The 23,635-nt window shown below is 35.0% G+C and carries 38 protein-coding genes; 1 reads left to right on the top strand and 37 read right to left on the bottom strand.

Annotation, left to right across the window (positions count from 1 at the left end; all coding sequences use genetic code 11):
• Window positions 1-326: 326 nt before the first annotated feature.
• The 3 genes from ACQ654_RS19705 to ACQ654_RS19695 all read right to left on the bottom strand — a co-directional run bounded on the left by ACQ654_RS19705 (window position 327) and on the right by ACQ654_RS19695 (window position 2,469).
• On the bottom strand, window positions 327-785 hold the full coding sequence (locus ACQ654_RS19705) for a hypothetical protein (RefSeq protein WP_430412056.1): 459 nt from the start codon (window positions 783-785) through the stop codon (window positions 327-329).
• Window positions 786-799: 14 nt separating this feature from the next.
• Window positions 800-1,321 (bottom strand): hypothetical protein, encoded by a 522-nt coding sequence (locus ACQ654_RS19700; RefSeq protein ID WP_430412055.1) that lies wholly within the window; start codon window positions 1,319-1,321, stop codon window positions 800-802.
• A gap of 101 nt (window positions 1,322-1,422) precedes the next feature.
• Window positions 1,423-2,469 carry a hypothetical protein gene (locus tag ACQ654_RS19695; RefSeq protein WP_430412054.1) on the bottom strand — a complete coding sequence of 349 codons (1,047 nt, stop codon included), beginning with the start codon at window positions 2,467-2,469 and terminating at the stop codon, window positions 1,423-1,425.
• Between the two features lie 196 nt (window positions 2,470-2,665).
• Here ACQ654_RS19695 and ACQ654_RS19690 point away from each other — a divergent pair, with 196 nt between their 5' ends.
• Entirely contained in the window at window positions 2,666-2,923 is a 258-nt protein-coding gene (locus ACQ654_RS19690) for a hypothetical protein (protein ID WP_430412053.1), read from the top strand.
• 76 nt (window positions 2,924-2,999) lie between these two features.
• Here the strand turns inward: ACQ654_RS19690 and eno are convergent, their stop codons facing one another.
• From eno to fusA, 34 genes are all read right to left on the bottom strand, one after another.
• A complete protein-coding gene (gene eno, locus ACQ654_RS19685; RefSeq protein WP_430412052.1) occupies window positions 3,000-4,289 on the bottom strand; it encodes a phosphopyruvate hydratase in 1,290 nt (429 codons plus the stop codon).
• A 145-nt stretch (window positions 4,290-4,434) separates the two neighbouring features.
• The gene (locus tag ACQ654_RS19680; protein WP_430412051.1) at window positions 4,435-5,070 is read right to left on the bottom strand and encodes a hypothetical protein; all 636 of its coding nucleotides are present in this window, start codon (window positions 5,068-5,070) and stop codon (window positions 4,435-4,437) included.
• 149 nt (window positions 5,071-5,219) lie between these two features.
• On the bottom strand, window positions 5,220-6,332 hold the full coding sequence (gene carA / locus ACQ654_RS19675; RefSeq protein WP_430412050.1) for a glutamine-hydrolyzing carbamoyl-phosphate synthase small subunit: 1,113 nt from the start codon (window positions 6,330-6,332) through the stop codon (window positions 5,220-5,222).
• 37 nt (window positions 6,333-6,369) lie between these two features.
• Complete coding sequence (locus ACQ654_RS19670; RefSeq protein WP_430412049.1) at window positions 6,370-7,188, bottom strand: FkbM family methyltransferase; 819 nt, start codon at window positions 7,186-7,188, stop codon at window positions 6,370-6,372.
• Between the two features lie 200 nt (window positions 7,189-7,388).
• Window positions 7,389-7,859 (bottom strand): 50S ribosomal protein L17, encoded by a 471-nt coding sequence (gene rplQ / locus ACQ654_RS19665; protein WP_430412048.1) that lies wholly within the window; start codon window positions 7,857-7,859, stop codon window positions 7,389-7,391.
• Window positions 7,860-7,919: 60 nt separating this feature from the next.
• Complete coding sequence (locus ACQ654_RS19660; protein ID WP_298422488.1) at window positions 7,920-8,912, bottom strand: DNA-directed RNA polymerase subunit alpha; 993 nt, start codon at window positions 8,910-8,912, stop codon at window positions 7,920-7,922.
• A 25-nt stretch (window positions 8,913-8,937) separates the two neighbouring features.
• A complete protein-coding gene (rpsD, locus tag ACQ654_RS19655; RefSeq protein ID WP_430412047.1) occupies window positions 8,938-9,543 on the bottom strand; it encodes a 30S ribosomal protein S4 in 606 nt (201 codons plus the stop codon).
• An 83-nt stretch (window positions 9,544-9,626) separates the two neighbouring features.
• A complete protein-coding gene (gene rpsK / locus ACQ654_RS19650; protein WP_430412046.1) occupies window positions 9,627-10,016 on the bottom strand; it encodes a 30S ribosomal protein S11 in 390 nt (129 codons plus the stop codon).
• A 101-nt stretch (window positions 10,017-10,117) separates the two neighbouring features.
• On the bottom strand, window positions 10,118-10,492 hold the full coding sequence (rpsM, locus tag ACQ654_RS19645) for a 30S ribosomal protein S13 (RefSeq protein WP_430412045.1): 375 nt from the start codon (window positions 10,490-10,492) through the stop codon (window positions 10,118-10,120).
• A gap of 2 nt (window positions 10,493-10,494) precedes the next feature.
• Entirely contained in the window at window positions 10,495-10,611 is a 117-nt protein-coding gene (gene ykgO / locus ACQ654_RS19640; protein ID WP_007094966.1) for a type B 50S ribosomal protein L36, read from the bottom strand.
• 4 nt (window positions 10,612-10,615) lie between these two features.
• On the bottom strand, window positions 10,616-10,831 hold the full coding sequence (gene infA, locus ACQ654_RS19635; RefSeq protein WP_046756846.1) for a translation initiation factor IF-1: 216 nt from the start codon (window positions 10,829-10,831) through the stop codon (window positions 10,616-10,618).
• A gap of 2 nt (window positions 10,832-10,833) precedes the next feature.
• Window positions 10,834-12,174, bottom strand: coding sequence for a preprotein translocase subunit SecY (secY, locus tag ACQ654_RS19630; protein WP_430412044.1), 1,341 nt, complete (start codon window positions 12,172-12,174; stop codon window positions 10,834-10,836).
• Window positions 12,175-12,189: 15 nt separating this feature from the next.
• The gene (gene rplO / locus ACQ654_RS19625; protein ID WP_430412043.1) at window positions 12,190-12,642 is read right to left on the bottom strand and encodes a 50S ribosomal protein L15; all 453 of its coding nucleotides are present in this window, start codon (window positions 12,640-12,642) and stop codon (window positions 12,190-12,192) included.
• 15 nt (window positions 12,643-12,657) lie between these two features.
• On the bottom strand, window positions 12,658-12,837 hold the full coding sequence (gene rpmD / locus ACQ654_RS19620) for a 50S ribosomal protein L30 (protein WP_430412042.1): 180 nt from the start codon (window positions 12,835-12,837) through the stop codon (window positions 12,658-12,660).
• Window positions 12,838-12,849: 12 nt separating this feature from the next.
• Window positions 12,850-13,374 (bottom strand): 30S ribosomal protein S5, encoded by a 525-nt coding sequence (rpsE, locus tag ACQ654_RS19615; RefSeq protein WP_430412041.1) that lies wholly within the window; start codon window positions 13,372-13,374, stop codon window positions 12,850-12,852.
• Window positions 13,375-13,380: 6 nt separating this feature from the next.
• Window positions 13,381-13,734, bottom strand: a complete 354-nt coding sequence (rplR, locus tag ACQ654_RS19610) for a 50S ribosomal protein L18 (protein WP_430412040.1) — start codon at window positions 13,732-13,734, stop codon at window positions 13,381-13,383.
• 9 nt (window positions 13,735-13,743) lie between these two features.
• The gene (gene rplF / locus ACQ654_RS19605; protein ID WP_430412039.1) at window positions 13,744-14,286 is read right to left on the bottom strand and encodes a 50S ribosomal protein L6; all 543 of its coding nucleotides are present in this window, start codon (window positions 14,284-14,286) and stop codon (window positions 13,744-13,746) included.
• 18 nt (window positions 14,287-14,304) lie between these two features.
• Entirely contained in the window at window positions 14,305-14,703 is a 399-nt protein-coding gene (rpsH, locus tag ACQ654_RS19600; RefSeq protein ID WP_430412038.1) for a 30S ribosomal protein S8, read from the bottom strand.
• 60 nt (window positions 14,704-14,763) lie between these two features.
• Entirely contained in the window at window positions 14,764-15,033 is a 270-nt protein-coding gene (gene rpsN / locus ACQ654_RS19595) for a 30S ribosomal protein S14 (protein ID WP_430412036.1), read from the bottom strand.
• Between the two features lie 2 nt (window positions 15,034-15,035).
• Entirely contained in the window at window positions 15,036-15,587 is a 552-nt protein-coding gene (rplE, locus tag ACQ654_RS19590; RefSeq protein ID WP_430412035.1) for a 50S ribosomal protein L5, read from the bottom strand.
• A gap of 2 nt (window positions 15,588-15,589) precedes the next feature.
• Window positions 15,590-15,901 (bottom strand): 50S ribosomal protein L24, encoded by a 312-nt coding sequence (rplX, locus tag ACQ654_RS19585; protein ID WP_430412034.1) that lies wholly within the window; start codon window positions 15,899-15,901, stop codon window positions 15,590-15,592.
• A 12-nt stretch (window positions 15,902-15,913) separates the two neighbouring features.
• On the bottom strand, window positions 15,914-16,282 hold the full coding sequence (rplN, locus tag ACQ654_RS19580) for a 50S ribosomal protein L14 (protein ID WP_430412033.1): 369 nt from the start codon (window positions 16,280-16,282) through the stop codon (window positions 15,914-15,916).
• 2 nt (window positions 16,283-16,284) lie between these two features.
• Window positions 16,285-16,542 (bottom strand): 30S ribosomal protein S17, encoded by a 258-nt coding sequence (gene rpsQ, locus ACQ654_RS19575; RefSeq protein ID WP_430412032.1) that lies wholly within the window; start codon window positions 16,540-16,542, stop codon window positions 16,285-16,287.
• Window positions 16,543-16,560: 18 nt separating this feature from the next.
• Entirely contained in the window at window positions 16,561-16,752 is a 192-nt protein-coding gene (gene rpmC, locus ACQ654_RS19570; RefSeq protein ID WP_298422441.1) for a 50S ribosomal protein L29, read from the bottom strand.
• Between the two features lie 13 nt (window positions 16,753-16,765).
• Window positions 16,766-17,185: a 50S ribosomal protein L16 gene (rplP, locus tag ACQ654_RS19565; RefSeq protein WP_430412031.1), complete on the bottom strand. Its 420-nt coding sequence runs from the start codon at window positions 17,183-17,185 to the stop codon at window positions 16,766-16,768.
• 20 nt (window positions 17,186-17,205) lie between these two features.
• Window positions 17,206-17,928: a 30S ribosomal protein S3 gene (gene rpsC / locus ACQ654_RS19560; protein ID WP_298422435.1), complete on the bottom strand. Its 723-nt coding sequence runs from the start codon at window positions 17,926-17,928 to the stop codon at window positions 17,206-17,208.
• A 10-nt stretch (window positions 17,929-17,938) separates the two neighbouring features.
• Window positions 17,939-18,346, bottom strand: a complete 408-nt coding sequence (rplV, locus tag ACQ654_RS19555; RefSeq protein WP_046756860.1) for a 50S ribosomal protein L22 — start codon at window positions 18,344-18,346, stop codon at window positions 17,939-17,941.
• A gap of 9 nt (window positions 18,347-18,355) precedes the next feature.
• The gene (gene rpsS / locus ACQ654_RS19550) at window positions 18,356-18,634 is read right to left on the bottom strand and encodes a 30S ribosomal protein S19 (RefSeq protein WP_072303192.1); all 279 of its coding nucleotides are present in this window, start codon (window positions 18,632-18,634) and stop codon (window positions 18,356-18,358) included.
• A gap of 3 nt (window positions 18,635-18,637) precedes the next feature.
• Window positions 18,638-19,462, bottom strand: a complete 825-nt coding sequence (gene rplB / locus ACQ654_RS19545; RefSeq protein WP_430412030.1) for a 50S ribosomal protein L2 — start codon at window positions 19,460-19,462, stop codon at window positions 18,638-18,640.
• Window positions 19,463-19,475: 13 nt separating this feature from the next.
• Window positions 19,476-19,766 carry a 50S ribosomal protein L23 gene (gene rplW, locus ACQ654_RS19540; RefSeq protein WP_430412029.1) on the bottom strand — a complete coding sequence of 97 codons (291 nt, stop codon included), beginning with the start codon at window positions 19,764-19,766 and terminating at the stop codon, window positions 19,476-19,478.
• An 8-nt stretch (window positions 19,767-19,774) separates the two neighbouring features.
• Entirely contained in the window at window positions 19,775-20,404 is a 630-nt protein-coding gene (rplD, locus tag ACQ654_RS19535) for a 50S ribosomal protein L4 (protein WP_430412028.1), read from the bottom strand.
• Entirely contained in the window at window positions 20,404-21,021 is a 618-nt protein-coding gene (gene rplC / locus ACQ654_RS19530; RefSeq protein WP_430412027.1) for a 50S ribosomal protein L3, read from the bottom strand. The genes rplD and rplC overlap by 1 nt, the downstream gene beginning before the upstream one ends.
• Window positions 21,022-21,175: 154 nt before the next feature.
• A complete protein-coding gene (rpsJ, locus tag ACQ654_RS19525) occupies window positions 21,176-21,481 on the bottom strand; it encodes a 30S ribosomal protein S10 (protein WP_007094989.1) in 306 nt (101 codons plus the stop codon).
• Window positions 21,482-21,491: 10 nt separating this feature from the next.
• Window positions 21,492-23,624, bottom strand: a complete 2,133-nt coding sequence (gene fusA, locus ACQ654_RS19520) for an elongation factor G (RefSeq protein WP_430412026.1) — start codon at window positions 23,622-23,624, stop codon at window positions 21,492-21,494.
• Between the last annotated feature and the right edge of the window lie 11 nt (window positions 23,625-23,635).

Raw genomic sequence — 23,635 nt, 5'->3', positions numbered from 1 at the left:
ATTTAATTTGTTTAAAAGTACCGTAAAACTAGATACAACTGCAATACATAGCATGCATTTGTTCCTGTTAGTGATTTACTTTGATTCATTTAAGTGGCATACTAAAACAAGTGTAGTATTGTGGGGTAAATTCTTGCTTAAGCGAAAATAAGAATTTAAGAATCAATTATCTAACCGCTTTCTATAAAATTAAGTCGTTATTTATAAAAAACGATTGCTAAAATGCAAAAAGTCATTTTATTTGTTATTGAAGTGACTCTCTACGTCTGTTTAGTAATGACAATTGTCAATGAATAGTGCTTAATTTTTCCTTTTTAAATAAGTTACTACAGCAATTCTATTTTTTTAATAGTTGTTTCTGCTAAAATTCTAAATTTACGAAGGTCTTTAGGTAGTTTTTTGGTTTCGAATGTATATGCATTAATGACTATATTCGTTTTTTGTACTTCGTTAAATAATGCTATGATGAGACTGTCTTGAAGTTTGCCTCCAAAGTTGTCATTGTATCGTTCTAGCTTTTTACTATATAGTATCTGAGGAACTTTATGCAATAGCTCTTTTGCAATTTCAAATTGTTCATCGGATGCTTTGTGCCCACGAAATGTATACTTTTTTCCAAAGTCATGTTTTGTATGCCATTTTTCGCTTGTATCAATGTATAATTGATTGCGTGTTAATTTATAGATAGCATATTTCTTATGACCATAATCATCATTTACATGACGCCCAAAAATGATATATTCTAATCCTTTTACATGACGATGAAATGTTCGAAACCAAGCCATACTGATTCTTGTTTTTAAGAAGAATATTCTAAAACGGTTGGTTGTGGTAAGAAGAGTTCAATCAAAAATACTAAACTGTCTCTTGATATTATTGTGATGGATATTAGTATAGTTGTGAGTAAAATCGCGACAGCTAAATTATTTTTTTTCAACTCGCCAACTTCATCCACATGCTTTGTGAGTGATTTTGCTAGCATAAATGAAGTGAAGTGAATTAAGCCCGCTAGTAAGAATCCTACAAATAGTGATAGTGACGAATATTTTAGGATTTCGACAAATAGGTTTTCTTTTGCGTGAATTTTTAGCATTTCTATCGCACTTATGATCGATGGAATAATTCCGCTTAGTAAGTATCCTGTACTGAAAATAATTCCTGAAAAGAAGATACTTAATGCCAAATTGGAATCGTTTAGATTTTCTTCTTTTAGTTTGAATATTTTGATGAGTACTTTATATGAGATAAAGAATATGACAATAGCAAGTACAATGGATAATACCATTTGACTTAATGCGAGATAAAATAATTCTGTATTCATCTGTTTCTTTTTTATTTATTAATTTTTGTCAGATGGAATTCACCTTAAAAGACATCGGTTTATATAAACTAATTGTCTTGGCTCCTTTCATGTGGTTTTTTTTAGTTGACTAATACAAAGTCCCAATAACGCAAACTTGACATGTCTTTGGGTAAATGCCCAATTGGATATCCTGTTGCTGTTGTTTCTACGAAATAGTATTTTTTTCTGTTGTATATTTTATGTTTTCCGCGTGCTGGCAAACTTATTCCAAGTACCGAATGTTTGTACTCGTTACTGTTTAAAATAGCAACATCATAATTGAATTTTGATAGCAATACAAATAGCAATACAGTACGCGAATCGCAATCACCTGAGAGATTTGCTCCAAATTCCACAGGTGCAAATACGCCTAATCGAACGTTTCCAACACATGGATAATCTTCATTTCCAGTACACGCATTTATTTTTATGTAGTTGTATTGAATATTTTGAACACTTGTAATGATGAACTCTGCAAATTTTCGTCGGTTCAACTTTTTGTCTTTTTGAATTTTACTGAAAGATGTATACAAATGTTCTAACAATGGCGCATCATGGTTTGCCATGTGTTTGTAGAAATTGCCCCATTTGAAATTATTTGTTATTCTGTAACTGCGACGATTCTTTTTAGATTTCGGAACATCTTGTTTGGCTATTTTGAAGTCCATTCGGTAGCGATCACCATCAAAATCTTTCCAACTTAGTCTATTTACAATGTATTCTATTGTTTTGTCACCTTCAGTTTTGGTAATGATTTCTGTTTTTTTGGTTTCTTCTTCTACAACTGTCGTATCGTCTTCAAAATTATATCCTGCATTTTTAGCTAAAATTGTTAATACTATAGAGAATAATACGATTACTGCTATTGTTTGGAGTATGTTGAAAAAGATATTTTTGAAAGCATCTTTATTAGAACTGTTTTTTCTTACTACTTTTTTCCAGAGATATCTTAATAAGAAGAGCCCACAAACAGAAACTATAAGTAACGACATACCTTCTATTTTGACTTTTGTAGCCAAAAAGAAGATAATAATTATTAAAAACCCCGTGGCTATAAGTGCCAAACAACCCGAAAAGAGTTTTTGTAATGCAACGACGCATCCGTGAGGTTTTTTGTGTTCTGTCATGATGTGTTAAAGATACTATCTTTTTTGAATTTTGAAAATACGATGAATTGCTGATTTTTCTTTGAATTGCTTGTGTATTTTTTTGATTTCGTTTTTAAATCTAATTTTCTGACTCACAACACATTAATTACGGTTAAACCATAATCATGATATTTCATTTTTTCATAACTTTCTATAAATCAACACATTCAATATTATGAAAAAAAAGAATTTAAAAAATTTAGTATTACGTAAGCAATCTGTTAGTAATTTAAACCAAGTTTCTGGTGGAACTGATGTTGTGCAAACCGCTGTAGATATTGTCACCGTACTGACAAAAGTTACACGTGTGTTTTCGTATTGTCCACATGTAAGTTGTGGTTGTCCAGATCCGACAATACCACAATTAACCGAAGGTATATTAACATGCAGAGCAACTGCTTGTGAAGAATTAACGTGTGTAACTTGTGCTTAATACCGACTCTATTGTAACATACAAAAAGACCGCTTACAAATTTGTAAGCGGTCTTTTAATAGATATAGATAATTTATTATTTTATTTTAAAAGCTTTGTCTTGTGGAAAGTAAGCAACAGCTCCTAATTCTTCTTCAATACGTAATAATTGATTGTATTTTGCCATTCTGTCTGAACGTGAAGCCGAACCTGTTTTGATTTGACCTGTGTTTAACGCAACTGCTAAATCAGCAATGGTGTTGTCTTCCGTTTCACCTGACCTGTGAGACATTACAGAAGTATATCCAGCATTGTGCGCCATGTTTACCGCCGCAATAGTTTCTGTTAGCGTTCCAATTTGGTTTACTTTAATTAAGATAGAATTTGCTGTGTTGTTTTCAATTCCTCTTGATAAACGTTCAACATTTGTTACAAATAAATCGTCTCCAACCAATTGTACTTTATCGCCAACAATTTCAGTTAAATATTTCCAACCTTCCCAATCGTTTTCGTCCATTCCGTCTTCGATAGAAATGATTGGATAATTTTCCGCTAATGATGCTAAGTAATCTGCTTGCTCTTTTGAAGTTCTTACTTTTCCTGTTGAACCTTCAAATTTTGTATAATCGTATGCACCATCTACATAAAATTCTGCCGCGGCACAATCTAAAGCAATCATAATTTCTTCACCAAGTTTGTAACCTGCATTTGCAACCGCCAAAGAAATTGTATCTAACGCATCTTCTGTTCCGTCTAATGTTGGTGCAAATCCACCTTCATCACCAACAGCTGTACTTAAACCTCTGTCGTGTAATACTTTTTTTAGATGGTGAAAAATTTCAGTTCCCATTTGCATTGCTTGTGTAAAGTTTTTAGCTTTTACAGGCATTACCATAAATTCTTGAAACGCAATTGGTGCATCAGAATGTGAACCTCCGTTGATGATATTCATCATTGGAACCGGAAGTGTGTTTGCAGAAACTCCACCAACATATCTGTATAATGGCATTCCCAATTCGTTGGCCGCGGCTTTTGCTGCAGCTAACGAAACTCCTAATATTGCATTTGCGCCTAAGTTTCCTTTGTTTGGTGTTCCATCTAAATCGATCATCATTTTGTCGATTTGATTTTGCTCAAATACAGAAACGCCCATTAATTCTTCGGCAATTATTGTATTTACATTGTGAACAGCTTTACTGACTCCTTTTCCCATGTAAGCGTCTCCACCATCTCTTAACTCTACTGCTTCATGTTCTCCTGTTGATGCTCCTGAAGGCACAGCGGCTCTTCCTAATACTCCATTTTCAGTTACTACATCTACTTCAACAGTTGGATTTCCTCTTGAATCTAATATTTGTCTTGCGTGAATGTTAATAATTCTGCTCATATTTTTTTATTTTCTTTATTGCTAATTTACGAAACTAACATTAGTTTTTTATGGTTGCGCATCGCTTTTACGGATATGTTAGCAATGCGCTATTTTTGATTCTTTTTATAAAATGCGAAAACGTTTTCTATGAAAAATAATGCAACTATTTTTTACTGTATAGTACAATATTGTCCATTGATTTGAACGCGTATGCTAATGATTTTTTCATAAATGACTTCGTAGCATCATAGTTTACCAAAGCTGTTGTGTTCGGAACTTTGAGTTTCCACGAACCTGAATTTGTCAGTTTCCCTGGAATTATCATTGCTATTTGTCCGTATGATTCAGATACATCTACAGCTATGGTTGCGTTTCCATTGTTTGCGGCTTCTTGTGCTTTTTTTAGAACTTCCTGATCGTTTGCATTTCCAAGTTTTACCCAATTTTCAGATTTTTTGATGATTGGTTGTATGCTATCGTAAATCACATAATCGCCTGCTTCATTTTTAAAGTCTGAAATATCATAAAATTCAGAAATCATTTTTGTGATACTGTTTCGACAGTCATTTCTATTGGATGAATTTGCTTTACAGTTTTTGAAATAGGCAATTGTTGTTGATAGGAATTGCTCTTTATCAACCGAAAGTTTTGCATCTTTTTCGACTGCTTCTGTTTCCGTCGTTTTTTCAGTTCCTGAAACTGCTTTTTCTGTTGCAGTCGTTGACGTTGAAGATTTTGCTTCTTCTTTACATGAAACTACAACTGTAAACGCTATTAGTAATATGATGATTTTATTCATCTTTTTGTTTTTATGTTATCAGATTCTCTAAAAAAATTTGAAACGTCATTCTGAATTTAATTCAGAATCTCATCCTGCTAGTTTTCATAGTTTGTGTGAAACTGAATCAAGTTTAGTCTGACGAAAATTATACTTTTCAGGTAACCGTATTAAACCGTTTTTACTTTTTGAATGTTCGCAATGAATTCATCAAATAGATATTCTCCATCGTGTGGTCCAGGACTTGCTTCTGGATGATATTGAACCGAGAAACAGTTTTTATCTTTTACACGAATTCCAGCAACTGTATTATCATTTAAATGTACATGTGTAATTTCTACATTTGCGTTTGCTTCTGTTTCTTCTCTGTTGATGGCAAAACCATGATTTTGTGAAGTGATTTCTCCTTTTCCTGTCAACATGTTTTTCACGGGATGATTGATTCCACGGTGACCATTGTGCATTTTGTACGTAGAAATTCCGTTGGCTAATGCAATTACTTGGTGTCCTAAACAGATTCCAAATAATGGTAAATCGCGTTTGATGACTTCTTTAGCAAATGTAATTGCTTCACTTAATGGTTCTGGATCTCCAGGTCCGTTAGATAAGAAGTATCCGTCTGGATTCCAAGCGCTCATTTCTTCAAAAGTTGCATTGTATGGAAATACTTTGATGCAAGCATCACGCTTTGCAAGATTTCTTAGAATGTTCTTTTTCACACCAATATCTAATGCGGCAATTTTTACAGCTGCATTTTCATCTCCAAATATATATGGTTCTTTGGTTGATACTTTTGAAGCTAATTCTAATCCTGCCATGCTTGGTACGTTGGCTAGTTTCGCTTTTAGTTCGTCTATGTTGTCAACATCTGTAGAAATTACGGCATTCATAGCTCCATTATCTCTAATGTAACTTACCAATGCTCTTGTATCTACGTCTGATATTGCAAACAAATCATTTTGATCTAAGAATTCTTTTAGTGAACTGTCTGCGGCATCACGTGAGTAATCGTAACTGAAATTTTTACAAATTAATCCTGCAATTTTAACGCCATCAGATTCCATTTCGGCAGTAGCCGTTCCATAGTTTCCAATGTGAACATTTGCAGTGACCATGAGTTGTCCATAATACGACGGATCGGTAAAAATTTCTTGATATCCCGTCATTCCTGTATTAAAACATACTTCGCCGTATGCAGTTCCAGGGTTTCCAATTGCCTTCCCGTAAAAGATAGTTCCATCTTCGAGTAGTAATAGTGCTTTTTGTCGAGTTTGGTATTTCATATCTAGCTATACAATTTAGTTGTGTTGTGTTTGTGAATTAGTTGTTATGTTGTATTGTTACTATTGTGTTGTTGTGTACTTTTCCTGTAATTTTATATCCTAGCGAAAGTATATGTTCTTTAAACCAGTTGTTGGTTAAAATGTCGTTGTGTGATAATATTTCGAGTATTAGTATTGGTTTACATCTGCTGATTGTATTGATCGCGCCTTTTAGTGCAGGTATTTCAAATCCTTCTAAATCTAGTTGAAGTACTGTAATATTTCTGTCTTCCGGAATCATACTATCTAAAGTTTCGATTGTGATGGGTACAAATTTACCAATTTCTGAATCAATTATTCTACTCGCGCCACCTAATCGTCTTCCATCTTCTGTTTCTATTTGCAATTTGACTTCAGATTTTTTTTCTCCCAAGCCAACTTGGAATAGATTTACATTTGTTAGATTATTGATTAAGATTGTTATTTCCGCACATCGATAGTATTCGGAACTTGGTTCAAATGTCCAAACTTTTGCATTTTTTGAAATGTTTTTGGCAATTCCCGGAAGGAAATCTCCAAAGTATGCACCAGCTTGTATGACATCACCATCTTTACAGTGATCGATGATGTATTGTATTGTGTCTGGCTCATATACTTTTCCTTTGAGTATTTCTTGAACAACAGATTCTTGTTGTGCCGAAAAGGGCGTGCAATAACCGCCATATTTATTGTATGCGATTGTTGCATTTAGTGTAAATTCATCCTTATGCAAAGAAGCTGTATATGTAGGTTTGTTTACGAATCCTTTTTTGAGGATGTTTCGTTTTACAAACTTCTTTAGTTTTTTAGGAAGTAATGATTTTACAAGTTTAATCATTTTGGCAATTCGTTTTTTTAGATTAAAAAATAAATCTAAATCCGCTGTTTTTCTTTTAAGATTCTACTTTCCAGTGGAATTAGTTCAACTTACATTTTTAAGTACGTCTATCGACTTCTTAAAAACTGAGCTTCACTAATATAAAAAAAAGGATAAACTCAGAAAGTTTACCCTTTTTATATGTAATGAATTATTTTTCATTATTCTTCTTCAGTTGAAGCTTTTGGTGTATCTACTACTGGTGTAGTTTTCTTTCCACCACCTCTTCTACTACGTCTAGTAGTCTTAGCTTTCTTCTCAGTATTGTACGTTTCGTTGTAGTCTACCAATTCGATTAATGCCATTTGAGCATTATCTCCAAGACGATTTCCTAATTTTATAATTCTTGTGTAACCACCTGGTCTATCAGCAACTTTTACAGCTACGTCTCTGAATAATTCAGTAACAGCGTATTTGTTTCTTAGTTTACTAAATACTAAACGACGATTGTGTGTAGTATCATCTTTCGACTTTGTTACTAACGGCTCAACAAATTGCTTTAATGCTTTTGCTTTTGCTACTGTAGTGTTAATACGCTTGTGTTCAATTAATGAACAAGCCATATTAGCTAACATTGCTTTTCTGTGCGCTGTTTGTCTACCTAAGTGATTTACTTTTTTTCCGTGTCTCATGACATTTGTTTTTTACCGCTATCTTGCTTCAACTCATTTGAGGAGCAAATTATAGTGGAATTAATCTTTATCTAATTTATATTTTGATAAGTCCATTCCGAAACTTAATCCTTTAACGTTTACTAGTTCTTCTAGTTCTGTTAATGATTTTTTACCGAAGTTTCTGAATTTCATTAAATCATTTTTATTGTATGATACTAAGTCTCCTAAGGTATCTACTTCTGCAGCTTTTAAACAGTTTAATGCTCTTACAGAAAGGTCCATGTCTACTAATTTTGTTTTTAGTAGTTGACGCATATGTAATGATTCTTCATCATATGTTTCTGTTTGTGCAATTTCATCCGCTTCTAACGTGATACGCTCATCAGAGAATAACATGAAGTGGTGAATTAATGTTTTTGCAGCTTCAGTTAATGCTTCTTTAGGATGAATAGATCCATCAGTAATGATTTCAAAAACTAATTTTTCATAATCAGTTTTTTGTTCAACACGATAGTTTTCTATGCTGTATTTCACATTCTTTACAGGTGTGTAAATTGAATCTGTAAAGATCGTTCCTAACGGAGCATTTGACTTTTTGTTTTCTTCAGCTGGAACATATCCTCTACCTTTTTCAATAGTAATTTCCATGTTTAAGTTTACTGAAGCATCCATGTTACAGATCACTAAATCTGGGTTTAACACTTGGAAACCTGAGATAAATTTTTGGAAGTCACCTGCGGTAAGTTGATCTTTTCCAGAAACAGAGATCGATACTGATTCGTTATCAATATCGTCTATTTGTCTTTTAAAACGAACTTGTTTTAAATTCAAAATAATTTCTGTTACATCTTCTACAACACCAGAAATCGTTGAAAATTCGTGATCTACTTTGTCCATACGAACAGAAGTAATCGCAAAACCTTCCAATGATGATAGAAGTACTCTTCTTAATGCGTTCCCGATTGTTAACCCGTATCCAGGTTCTAAAGGACGAAATTCAAATTTGCCATCGAACTCAGATGAGTCAATCATGATAACTTTATCGGGCTTTTGGAAGTTTAATAATGCCATATTAAGAATACTTTCTGATTATTTATTATTTAGAATATAATTCTACTATTAACTGCTCTTTGATATTTTCAGGGATCTGAAGTCTTTCAGGAGTCGTTACAAACGTACCTTCCATTTTTTCTCCATTCCATGTAATCCACTCATGTACGTGGCTAGCGTTAGCTAGAGATCTTGATACAACTTCTAAGGATTTAGATTTTTCTCTAACTCCTACTACATCACCAGGTTTTAAGCTGTATGAAGGAATATTTACTTTCTCTCCATTTACTGTGATGTGACGGTGCGATACTAATTGTCTTGCTCCGCTTCTTGTTGGTGCGATACCCATTCTGAAAACAACGTTATCTAAACGTGATTCACATAATTGTAATAAAACTTCACCAGTAATTGCCTTACTTCTGTTTGCTTTTTCAAACAAGTTTCTGAACTGACGCTCAAGAATTCCGTAAGTGTACTTTGCTTTTTGTTTTTCCATCAACTGAACTGCGTATTCAGATTTTTTTCCTCTACGTCTGTTGTTCCCGTGTTGACCTGGAGGATAATTTCTTTTATCAAAAGACTTATCATCTCCGAAAATTGCTTCTCCGAATTTACGGGCAATTTTAGTTTTTGGACCAGTATATCTTGCCATTTCTAATAGTTATTATGAGAGTGATTATGAATTAAGGCTTTCTCCTTCGATAATCGTTAATCTCTCAATGAAAATTAATTTAATTATACTCTTCTTCTTTTTGGAGGTCTACATCCATTGTGTGGTAATGGAGTAACATCGATAATTTCGGTTACTTCAATTCCTGCATTGTGGATGGTTCTGATAGCGGATTCTCTACCATTACCTGGACCTTTTACGTAAACTTTTACTTTACGTAAACCTGCTTCGTGTGCAACTTTAGATGCGTCCTCAGCTGCAGTTTGCGCAGCATATGGAGTGTTCTTTTTAGAACCTCTAAAGCCCATTTTACCAGCAGATGACCAAGAAATTACATCTCCTTTTTTGTTTGTAAGTGATATGATGATGTTGTTGAAAGATGCAGTTACGTGTGCTGCTCCAACTGACTCAACGATTACTTTACGTTTTTTTGTACTCTTGCTAGACTTTGCCATACTTTTATTTAGTATTTAGATTTTAGTAGTTAGTAGTTAGATTCTTTATAATTACATATTAGTTCTCACTACTCAATACTAATTACCAACATCTATTTTAATTATTTAGTTGCTTTCTTCTTGTTAGCAACAGTTTTTCTTCTTCCTTTTCTTGTTCTAGAGTTGTTCTTAGTTCTTTGACCTCTTAATGGAAGTCCAGATCTATGACGAATTCCTCTGTAACAACCGATGTCCATTAAACGTTTGATGTTTAATTGTACTTCAGAACGTAATTCACCTTCAATTGTGTATGTTCCTACAGCTTCACGAATACGACCGATTTCGTCATCGTTCCAATCAGAAACTTTAGTATCTTCACTTACTTTTGCTGCGGCTAAAACTTCTTTAGCTCTACTTCTTCCGACTCCAAAGATGTATGTTAATGCGATAACTCCTCTCTTGTGCTTTGGAATGTCTACTCCTGCGATTCTTGCCATAACTATCCTTGTCTTTGTTTAAATCTAGGATTCTTTTTATTGATTACGTATAATCTGCCCTTACGACGCACTATTTTGCACTCGGGACTTCTCTTTTTTATTGATGCTCTTACTTTCATGATTTTAGTATCTATAAGTAATTCTTGCTTTAGTTAAATCGTATGGACTCATTTCTAGTTTCACTTTATCACCAGGTAATAATTTGATATAATGCATGCGCATTTTTCCTGAAATGTGAGCCGTTACGATATGCTCGTTTTCTAATTCTACACGGAACATAGCATTTGATAATGCTTCAATGATTGTTCCATCTTGTTCTATTGCAGCTTGTTTAGCCATAATTATGCAACTACTTTACGGTTTTTACCAGTTTTCATTAAACCATCATAATGTCTGTTCAACAAGTATGAGTTTATTTGTTGCATAGTATCGATGGCAACTCCTACCATAATTAGCAACGATGTTCCTCCAAAGAATAGTGCCCAACTTTGTTGAATACCTAATATATTACCAACAATTGCTGGGAATATAGCGATCAATGCTAAGAAGATTGATCCTGGCAACGTAATTTGCGACATTATCTTGTCTAAATATTCTCCTGTTTCTCCACCTGGACGAATTCCAGGAATAAATCCACCACTTCTTTTTAAGTCATCTGCCATTTTGTTCGTTGGAACTGTAATTGCAGTATAGAAGTATGTGAATATTATAATTAAGAAGGCGAACAATAAATTGTACCATAATCCGAATACATCTTGGAAATTAGCAATCATCCACTGTCCAGCAGCTGAACTACCTAATCCTTTTCCAATTGCTGACGGCACAAACATTAATGCTTGCGCAAAAATGATTGGCATTACACCTGATGCATTCAATTTTAATGGAATAAATTGTCTTGCTCCGAAGATATTTTTCTCGTATCCACCACTAGCTGTTCTTCTAGCGTATTGTACTGGAATTTGACGAACTGCCATTACCAGCATAATACTAGCCATAATAATTGCTAACCAGATTACAATTTCTATAAGAATAAGCATTGGTTTACTTGCGTTAGAAGCAAGTTCTTGAACAAATGCTTGTGGCATGTACGCTATAATTCCTACCATGATTAATAGTGAGATACCGTTTCCGATACCTTTATCAGTAATTTTTTCTCCTAACCACATGGCAAATATAGTACCAGTTACAAGGATAATTACTGAAGGAATGATAAAGTCAAGTCCTTTCCCCATCATGAAGGCTTCATCAGGAACTCCTAACTGTCCTAATCCCCATAAATAGAAAGGTGCTTGCACCAAACATATTACAATTGTTAACCATCTAGTGATTTGCGTAATTTTTTTACGACCACTTTCTCCTTCTTTTTGGAGTTTTTGTAGATAAGGAATTGCTATTCCCATCAACTGAACCACAATTGAAGCAGAGATGTATGGCATAATTCCTAAAGCGAATACAGAAGCTTTAGCAAAAGCTCCTCCTGTAAACATGTTTAGAAGATTACCGATTCCACCACCTTGAAAGTTACCGGCGAAATCTGCGCCAAGTTTTGTATAGTCCATACCTGGAAGACTTACTTGCGCACCGAAACGGTACACGAGTAAAAGTCCTAGTGTCACTAAAATTTTATTTTTTAGTTCTTCTATGTTCCAAATATTTTTTATTGTGTCAATAAAATTTTTCATGCTTCTTTGTAGAAATTATAAAGTTACTGCTTCTCCACCTGCCGCTTCTATAGCTGCTTTAGCTGAAGCTGTAAATTTGTGAGCTGTAACCTTTAATTTTGCTTTTAGTTCACCTCTTCCAAGGATTTTTACTAAATCCGTTTTTCTAGCTACTCTATTCGCTACTAATGTTTGTAAATCAACAGTATCTGTGATTTTTCCTTCTTCAACTAATTCCTGTAATCTATCAAGATTTACTCCTTGATATTCTTTACGATTAATGTTTGTAAATCCAAACTTAGGAACACGTCTTTGTAAAGGCATTTGACCACCTTCAAATCCAATTTTCTTTGAATAACCTGAGCGAGATTTGGCTCCTTTGTGACCACGTGTTGCGGTACCACCTTTTCCAGAACCTTGTCCTCTACCTACTCTTTTGTTATTACTTTGAACTGAACCTTCAGCTGGTTTTAAGTTACTTAAATCCATAACTAGTTGTTATTTTTAAGCTTCTTCAACAGAAACTAAATGTTTAACTTTATTTACCATTCCAAGGATGTTTGGTGTAGCATCATGTACTACAACCTGACCGATCTTTTTAAGACCTAGCGCTTCTAGTGTTCTCTTTTGATTTTGAGGACGACTAATTTTGCTTCTTACTTGTGTTACTTTAATTTTTGCCATTTTATCCTTGATTTATCCTTTAAATACTTTTTCTAAAGAAATTCCTCTTTGTTTTGCAACAATACCAGCATCTCTTAATTGTAATAAAGCATCAAATGTTGCTTTTACTACGTTGTGCGGGTTAGATGATCCTTGTGACTTAGATAATACGTTGTGAACTCCGACAGCTTCTAATACTGCACGAACAGCTCCACCTGCAATAACTCCCGTACCGGAAGATGCTGGTTGGATATATACTCTAGCTCCACCGTATTTACCTTTTTGCTCATGTGGTAATGTTCCTTTTTGTAAAGGTATACGCACTAAGTTCTTCTTAGCATCTTCAATTGCTTTTGCAATTGCTGTAGCTACGTCTTTTGATTTTCCTAAACCGTGTCCTACAACACCGTTTTCATCTCCGACAACTACAATAGCTGAGAATCCAAAAGCTCTACCACCTTTGGTTACTTTAGTTACACGTTGTACTCCTACCAAACGATCTTTCAATTCTAATCCACCTGGCTTTACTAATTCTGCGTTTTTGTATTTCTGATACATAGTTTCTTAGAATTTAAGTCCTCCTTCTCTAGCACCTTCTGCTAATGATTTTACTCTACCGTGGTATAAATATCCACCTCTATCAAACGCGATTGTTTCGATTCCAGCTTTTAGGGCTTTTTCAGCAATTGACTTCCCTACTAAGGCAGCAACTTCTGATTTTGTTCCTTCTGCTTTGATGTCTTTATCACGAGATGATGCTGCGGCAATTGTTTTACCATCTACATCATTGATAATTTGAGCATAAATTTCTTTATTACTTCTAAAAACAGCTAATCTTGGTCTAGCTTCTGTACCGCCAACGATTTTTCTGATTCTGTTTTTGATTCTCTGTCTTCTTTCAGTCTTTGATAATCCCATAATTAATTATTAAGCTGATTTACCTGCTTTTCTTCTTAATACTTCTCCAACAAATTTAACTCCTTTTCCTTTGTAAGGTTCTGGCTTACGGAATCCACGGATTTTAGCAGCAATTTGTCCTACTAATTGTTTATCGTGAGAAGTTAATTTTATAATTGGGTTCTTTCCTTTCTCAGATACTGTTTCAACTTTTACTTCTTCAGCTAAGTTTAATACAATATTGTGAGAGAATCCTAAGGCTAATTCTAGTCTTTGTCCTTGATTACTTGCTCTGTAACCAACTCCAACTAGTTCTAACTCTTTTGTGAATCCTTTAGAGACACCTTCAACCATGTTGTTAAGTAATGCTCTATATAGACCGTGTTTTGCTCTATGATCTTTGCTTTCAGATGGACGTTCTAGTACTAATTGACCTTCTTCTTGTTTAACAGTGATACCGTCAACTTGTTGAATCAATTCTCCTAATTTACCTTTTACGGTTACTTGACCTTCTTTTATATCTACAGTAACTCCTGATGGAATACTTACTGGGTTTTTACCTATTCTTGACATCTTCGTAAGTCTTTTTTATTAGTAAACGTAACATAAAACTTCTCCACCAACATTTTCACGTTGCGCTTGCTTTCCTGTCATTACTCCGTGAGAAGTAGATACGATAGCAATACCCAATCCGTTTAATACTCTTGGAAGTTCGTTAGCTCCAGCATACTGGCGTAAACCTGGCGTACTGATTCTTTGAATTTTCTTGATTACAGGATCTTTAGTCATCTTATCGTATTTTAAGGCGATTTTGATGCTTCCTTGAACTGTAGTATCTTCAAACTTGTAGCTTAAAATGAAACCTTGATCAAATAAGATCTTTGTGATTTCTTTCTTTAGCTTAGAAGCTGGAATTTCCACAACTCTGTGTCCTGCTCTACTAGCGTTTCTAACTCTAGTTAAATAATCCGCTATTGGATCTGTATACATATTTATTTATTTGCGGTTTTGGTTTTCGACGTATATCGAACCTGAAACCAATTTATATTTTTACCAACTTGCCTTTTTAACTCCAGGGATTAACCCTTTGTTAGCCATTTCTCTAAACATTACACGAGAAAGACCGAATTGGCGCATGTACCCTTTTGGTCTTCCAGTAAGTTTGCAACGATTGTGCATACGAACTGGTGAAGCATCTTTCGGTAACTTTTGCAATGCTTCGTAATCTCCTGCTTCTTTTAAAGCTTTCCTTTTCTCAGCATATTTAGCAACCGTTTTTGCTCTTTTTACCTCACGGGCTTTCATTGATTCTTTAGCCATAATTAATTCTTTTTAAAAGGTAATCCTAATTGAGTTAATAATGATTTAGCTTCTTTATCGGTTGAAGCAGAAGTTACAAATGTAATATCCATTCCTGCAATTCTGTTCACTTTATCAATATTTATTTCTGGAAAGATAATTTGCTCAGTAATTCCTAAGTTATAATTACCTCTTCCGTCGAATCCATTTGCTTTGATTCCTCCAAAATCTCTTACACGTGGTAAGGCTGAAGTAACCAATCTATCTAAAAACTCGTACATTTTTTCTCCTCTTAACGTAACCTTCGCACCGATTGGCATTCCTTTACGTAATTTGAAAGATGCAACATCTTTTTTAGATATTGTAGCAATTGCTTTTTGTCCCGTGATCTTCGCTAACTCATCCGTAGCGTGATCAATTAATTTCTTATCAGCTACAGCACCACCAACACCTCTACTTAAAACTATTTTTTCAAGTTTTGGCACTTGCATAACGTTGTTGTAACTGAATTCGTCTGTAAGAGCTTGGATAACTCTATCCTTGTACTCTTGTTTTAATCTTGGAATGTAAGCCATAACTATATTACTTCATTAGATTTTTTAGAAAACCTTACTTTCTTGTCTCCTTCCATTCTATATCCTACTCTTGTTGTTTCTCCTTTTGAAGTTAACAAAGATAGGTTAGATACTTGGATAGGCGCTTCTTTTTTAACGATTCCACCTTGAGGGTTTTGAGCACTAGGCTTTTGATGCTTAGATACCATATTTACGCCTTCAACGATCGCTTTGTTTTTTTCACGAAGAACAGTAAGCACTTTACCTTCAGAACCTTTATGGTCTCCAGCAATTACTCGAACTGTATCTCCTGATTTTATCTTTAATTTTGTCATCTTAATAATGTATTAAAGTACCTCTGGTGCTAATGATACAATTTTCATGAATTGTTTATCACGAAGTTCTCTTGCAACCGGTCCGAAAACACGTGTACCTCTCATTTCCCCTGTTGGGTTTAAGAGAACACAAGCATTATCATCAAATCTAATATAAGATCCGTCTGGTCTTCTTACTTCTTTCTTAGTACGTACAACAACTGCTGTAGAAACTTGTCCTTTCTTGATACTTCCGTTAGGAGTTGCATCTTTTACAGTTACAACAATTTTGTCTCCAACTGAAGCATATCGTCTTTTTGTTCCGCCTAATACACGAATAGTTAAAACTTCTTTAGCTCCCGTGTTATCTGCTACTTTTAATCTTGATTCTTGCTGTAACATAATTATTTAGCTCTTGAAATGATTTCAACTAATCTCCAACATTTGGTTTTACTCAATGGACGTGTTTCCATTATTTTTACTGTATCACCAATGTTACAATCGTTCTTTTCGTCGTGTGCAACATATTTCTTTGTTTTTAACACGAACTTTCCGTACATAGGATGCTTTACTCGTTTTACTTCTGAAACGACGATTGATTTCGTCATTTTATTGCTAGTAACAACACCTATTCTCTCTTTTCTTAAATTTCTTTTTTCCATCTGTCAGTAGAATTCAATTTATTGCAATTCTCTTTTAGTTAGTTCAGTAGCTATTCTAGCAACTGTTCTTCTCGCAAATCGCAACTGAATTGGATTTTCTAGAGGAGAAATAGCATTTGCAAATTTTAAATCAGCGTAGCTTTTTTTAGACTCCTTCAATTTCTCTTGTAACTCAGCTACAGATAATTCTTTAATTTCTGATTGTTTCATAACTTATTAAAAATTAAGCTTCGAAATCTCGAGCTACAATAAACTTAGTTTTAACTGGTAATTTTTGAGCGGCTAAGCGTAACGCTTCTTTGGCAACTCCCATAGGAACACCACCTACTTCAAAAATTATTCTTCCAGGTTTTACAACAGCTGCCCAGTATTCTGGCGCACCTTTACCTTTACCCATACGTACTTCTAATGGCTTCTTTGTAATTGGCTTGTCTGGAAAAACCTTAATCCATAATTGACCTTCTCTTTTCATGAAACGAGTTGCCGCAACACGGGCTGCTTCAATTTGACGAGATGTCAAAAAATTTGAATCTAATGATTTAATACCAAACATACCGTTCGAAAGCAAGTGACCTCTTCCTGAGTTCCCTTTCATACGCCCTTTCTGTACTTTACGATATTTTGTTCTTTTTGGCTGTAACATTGTTCTTTACCTTTAAAAAATTACTTTCTACGACGAGATTTTCCTTTTCCACCTGAATTGTTTCCACCTTTTCCTGACTGTTTTTTAGCCATTCCAACTAATGGAGATAATTCTCTTTTTCCGTAAACCTCACCTTTCATTATCCATACTTTTACTCCCAATCTACCATATGTAGTGTGAGATTCGTGTAATGCATAATCGATATCTGCTCTGAAAGTTGATAAAGGAATACGACCATCTTTATAAGATTCTGATCGTGCCATTTCTGCTCCGTTTAAACGTCCAGAAATTTGCACTTTAATACCTTCAGCATTCATACGCATTGCAGCAGCGATAGCCATTTTGATAGCTCTTCTATACGAAATTCTGTTTTCGATTTGACGAGCAATACTAGCTGCAACTAAGTTTGCATCAAGTTCAGGTCTCTTAATTTCAAAGATATTGATCTGTACTTCTTTACCTGTAATCTTCTTAAGCTCTTCTTTTAACTTGTCTACCTCTTGACCACCCTTACCAATAATGATACCTGGGCGAGCCGTCGTGATAGTAACGGTTACAAGTTTAAGTGTGCGCTCAATGATTACTCTAGATACACTAGCTTTAGATAAACGAGCATGGATATACTTTCTGATTTTATCGTCCTCAGCAAGCTTATCTCCGTAGTCATTACCTCCGTACCAGTTAGATTCCCATCCTCTGATGATACCAAGGCGATTTCCGATTGGATTTGTCTTTTGTCCCATACTTCCTATCTTAACTTTGTGTGTTATTATTAGCTCCTAATACCAATGTAACATGGTTGGAACGTTTTCTTATTCTATGTGCACGACCTTGAGGCGCTGGACGAAGTCTTTTTAACATACTTCCACCATCAACCCTGATCTCTTTTACAAATAATTCAGCTTCTTCAACGCTTGCATCTTCGTTTTTAGCTTGCCAGTTTGCGATTGCAGACAACAATAATTTCTCTAAACGACGTGATGCTTCTTTTTGACTGAATTTTAATATATGAAGCGCTATTTCTACTTTCTTACCTCTTACTAAATCCGCTACTAAGCGCATTTTTCTTGGCGAAGTAGGGCAGTTATTCAACTTTGCAAAGGCTATGCTTTTCTTAGCCTCTTTGATTTGCTCTGCTCTTTCTCTTTTACGAACTCCCATAGCTTCTTATTATTTTTTTCCTTTATTTTTTGCACCAGCGTGACCTCTAAATGATCTTGTTGGCGAAAATTCTCCTAATTTATGTCCTACCATGTTTTCTGTAACATATACAGGAACGAATTGACGACCGTTATGCACAGCAATAGTTTGACCAACGAAATCTGGAGTAATCATAGATGCTCTTGACCAAGTTTTGATCACAGCTTTCTTTCCTGACTCAACATTTTGTTGAACTTTTTTATCTAAACTATAGTGAACGTAAGGTCCTTTTTTTAATGATCTTGCCATGTCTTATTTCTTTCTACGTTCTATGATATACTTATTACTTGCTTTCGTCTTAGATCTTGTACGGTATCCTTTAGCTGGAATTCCGTTTCTTGATCTTGGGTGTCCTCCAGAAGATTTACCTTCTCCACCACCCATTGGGTGATCAACAGGGTTCATTACTACTGGTCTAGTTCTTGGTCTTCTACCTAACCATCTTCCTCTACCTGCTTTACCAGATACTAATAACTGGTGGTCAGAGTTAGAGATAGCTCCTATTGTTGCTAAACAGTTAGCCATTACCAATCTAGTTTCACCTGAAGGCAACTTGATTGTAGCATACTTTCCATCACGTGCCATTAATTGAGCGAATGCTCCTGCACTACGAGCCATAACAGCTCCTTGTCCTGGACGTAATTCAACACAAGAAATAATAGTTCCTAAAGGAATGTTAGCCAAAGGCATTGTATTTCCGATTTCTGGAGCAACTTGCTCTCCTGAAACAACAGATTGTCCTACTTTCAAACCATTTTGAGCGATGATATAACGTTTTTCACCATCAGCATACTGTACTAATGCGATGAAAGCAGTTCTATTTGGATCATACTCAATCGATTTTACTTCAGCAGAAACTTCTTTTTTGTCTCTTTTGAAATCGATAATACGATATCTTTTCTTATGACCACCTCCGATGTAACGCATGGTCATTTTTCCTTGATTGTTTCTACCACCAGATCTCTTTTTCGGTACGAGTAAACTCTTTTCCGGCTTATCAGTAGTGATGGCATCGAATCCATTGACTACTCTAAAACGCTGAGCTGGTGTAATTGGTTTTAATTTTCTTACTGACATTTTTTGTCTTTACTTATATATTGCTATAAAAATCAATAATATCTCCTTCCGCTACATCAACTACCGCTTTTTTTGTTGCGTTAGTCTTCCCATGCTGGATTCCAGTTTTGGTGAAGCGTACTTTTCTATCAGGTCCGTAATTCATAGTACGAACTTTCTCTACAGAAACCCCATAAGTAGCCTCTATAGTTTTCTTAATCTCAACTTTATTAGCATTTACATTTACTAAGAAAGTGTAACGATTATTCAATTCACTATCAGCGGTAGCTTTTTCAGTTACAACTGGCTTTATTAAGATGCTCATTTGGTTCCTTATTTACTTAAATTTGACTCAATTCCTTCTAATGCACCTTCAAAAAGAACAACGCTATTCGCGTGTACAATTTTATAAGTGCTTAATTCTGAGCTAGTTAAAACCTCAGAGGTTTTCAAATTACGTGACGACAAATATACATTATTATTTGAATCACCCAACACAAATAGCGATTTTTTACTATCTAAACCTAAAGCCTTCAACACATTGATGAAATTTTTAGTTTTAGGAGCGTCAAAATTAAAGTCTTCAATTACGATGATTGACTCGCTTTTTGCTTTTAATGTAAGAGCTGATTTTCTAGCCAATCTCTTTACATTTTTATTCAATTTCTGAGAATAACTTCTTGGTCTTGGACCAAAAACTCTACCTCCACCTTTAAATAAAGGGTTTTTAATACTACCTGCTCTAGCCGTACCAGTACCTTTTTGTTTTTTAATCTTTCTAGTACTACCTACGATCTCAGCTCTTTCTTTAGCCTTGTGCGTTCCTTGTCTTTGATTCGCAAGATATTGCTTCACGTCTAAGTAAACTGCATGATCATTTGGCTCTATAGCGTAAACAGCGTCAGAAAGGTTCACCTTTCTACCTGTTTCTTTTCCGTTTAAATCTAAAACTGCTATTTCCATTACTTCTGAACGATTACATAAGCGTTTTTGTGCCCAGGAACACATCCTTTGACAACTATCAAGTTCTTCTCAGGAACAACTTTTAAAACTCTTAAATTTTGAACTTTCACTTTTTCTCCACCCATTCTTCCTGCCATACGCATTCCTTTGAATACACGTGCAGGGTAAGAAGCAGCTCCAATAGATCCTGGTGCTCTAAGACGGTTATGCTGCCCGTGAGTAGCTTGACCAACTCCAGCAAATCCGTGACGCTTTACAACCCCTTGGAATCCTTTACCTTTTGAAGTACCAGCAACATCTACAAATTCACCTTCTTCAAAGTGATCTACAGTGATACTGTCTCCTAATTTATAATCTTCTTCAAATCCTTGGAATTCAACAACTTTGTATTTAGGCGAAGTACCTGCTTTTTTAAAGTGACCATTAGCCGCTTTTGAAGCACGTTTTTCTGCCTTGTCATCGAAACCAAGTTGAAGAGCTTCATACCCGTCAACCTCATTGGTTCTGACTTGGGTAACGACACAAGGACCTGCTTCAATAACTGTACATGGAATGTTTTTTCCATTCTCGTCAAAGATGCTAGTCATGCCGATTTTTTTTCCGATTAACCCAGACATATTTATTAATTTAAATTAATTATTATTTGCTTTATCTTAAAGCCTTAAAAAAACAGGGTCAAATACTTCAACCCTGTTTGATGTATTTTTCCATTTTTCCTTTGCGAAACGCTCTGGACATGTTACTAAAAGATTCCCTTTTAGTTTTTTATGATCACACTTTGATCTCTACTTCAACACCACTTGGCAATTCAAGTTTCATAAGCGCATCAATTGTCTTTGAAGAAGAACTATAGATATCTAACAGTCTCTTGTAAGAACTTAATTGAAATTGCTCTCTTGATTTCTTGTTTACGTGTGGAGAACGTAATACAGTAAAGATTTTTTTGTGCGTTGGTAATGGAATTGGTCCCGTTACTACAGCACCTGTAGTTTTTACTGTTTTTACGATTTTCTCAGCTGACTTGTCAACTAAGTTATGATCGTATGATTTTAATTTTATTCTAATTTTTTGACTCATTTTCTTAGTTTTAAGCAGTTACACCTTTTGATTTAGCAATTACTTCTTCAGAAATATTAGAAGGAGTTTCTGCATAATGAGAGAATTCCATCGTTGAAGTTGCTCTACCTGACGATAAAGTTCTTAACGAAGTAACATATCCAAACATTTCAGATAATGGCACTGTAGCTTTTACAACTTTAGAACCAGCTCTATCAGACATATCAGATACTTGTCCACGACGACGGTTAAGGTCACCAACAATATCTCCCATGTTTTCTTCTGGAGTTAATACTTCTAATTTCATAATTGGCTCAAGGATTTTAGCTCCAGCTGCTTTTGCCGCTGCTTTGTAACCCATTTTTGCTGCCAATTCAAATGATAATGCATCAGAATCTACAGGGTGGAAAGATCCATCCTTTAAGACAATCTTCATAGAATCCATTTCGAATCCTGCTAAAGGACCATTCAACATTGCTGTTGCAAATCCTTTTTCAACTGAAGGGATAAATTCCTTAGGAATACGACCACCTTTAATTTGATCAACAAATTGCAATCCAGTTCCTTCGAAATCTTCATCTACTGGACTCATTTCGAAAACAATGTCTCCAAACTTACCACGTCCACCAGATTGTTTCTTATATGTTTCTCTGTGTTGCGCTAATTTCGTTAGTGCTTCTTTGTATTCTACTTGAGGCTCACCTTGGTTTACTTCAACTTTGAATTCACGTCTTAAACGATCTACAATAATATCCAAGTGAAGCTCTCCCATTCCTGAGATAATAGTTTGACCTGACGCTTCATCAGTTTTCACTGTGAATGTAGGATCTTCTTCAGCTAGTTTACCTAAAGCGATACCTAATTTATCAACATCTGCTTTTGTCTTAGGCTCAACCGCGATACCAATTACTGGATCAGGGAAGTCCATAGATTCCAAAATAATTGGATTCTTTTCATCAGAAAGTGTATCTCCAGTTTTGATACTCTTAAAACCTACAGCCGCTCCAATATCTCCTGCTTCGATATAATCGATTGCATTTTGTTTATTAGAGTGCATTTGATAGATACGTGAGATACGTTCTTTTTTACCTGAACGATTATTTAACACATAAGAACCAGCATCTAATCTTCCTGAATATGCACGGAAAAATGCTAAACGACCTACAAAAGGATCTGTTGCAATTTTAAATGCTAATGCAGCGAAAGGCTCTTTTACATCTGGCTTACGTGTTATTACATCTCCTGTATCAGGATCTGTACCTTTTATATCTTCTTTATCTAAAGGCGAAGGCAAGTAACGACAAACAGCATCTAACAAGAATTGAACTCCTTTGTTTTTAAACGCAGAACCACAAATCATTGGAATGATTGCCATGTCCATTACAGCAGCTCTTAATGCAGCATGAACTTCTTCTTCAGTGATAGAGTTTTCATCTTCCATGAACTTTTCTAACAAGTTCTCGTCATACGTCGCAACCTCTTCAATTAATAAAGCACGAGCTTCAGCAGCTTCTTCTTTTAATTCTTCTGGAATGTCAATAACATCAAAAGTAGCTCCTTGTGTTTCATCATGCCAAACAATAGCACGGTTTTTCACCAAGTCAACAATACCTTTAAAGTCCATTTCTTCTCCAATTGGTAATACGATTTGCACAGCGTTAGAACCTAACATTTCTTTCACTTGCTTACAAACCATAGAGAAGTTAGAACCTTGACGATCCATCTTGTTTACAAATCCAATTCTTGGAACTTTGTAATTATCAGCAAGTCTCCAGTTAGTTTCAGATTGTGGCTCAACACCATCAACTGCACTAAATAAGAAAACTAACCCATCCAATACACGTAATGAACGGTTTACTTCCACCGTAAAATCAACGTGACCTGGAGTATCAATAATATTGAAATGATATCCTTTAGCGTCATCAGTTGGCTTCCCATTTTCTGTTGGAAATTGCCATGTACATGTTGTAGCAGCAGACGTAATAGTAATACCACGTTCTTGCTCTTGCTCCATCCAGTCCATTGTTGCCGCACCATCGTGCACTTCTCCAATTTTATGACTTACACCCGTATAATACAATACACGTTCTGTAGTAGTTGTTTTACCAGCATCAATGTGAGCAGCGATACCGATATTTCTAGTATATTTTAAATCTCTAGCCATTTCTTAAGTTG

The organism is Kordia sp. (assembly GCF_965283645.1).
Lineage (GTDB): Bacteria > Bacteroidota > Bacteroidia > Flavobacteriales > Flavobacteriaceae > Kordia.
Note: the sequence above shows the minus strand (reverse complement) of the source record. Positions and strands in the feature narration are given on the sequence as shown.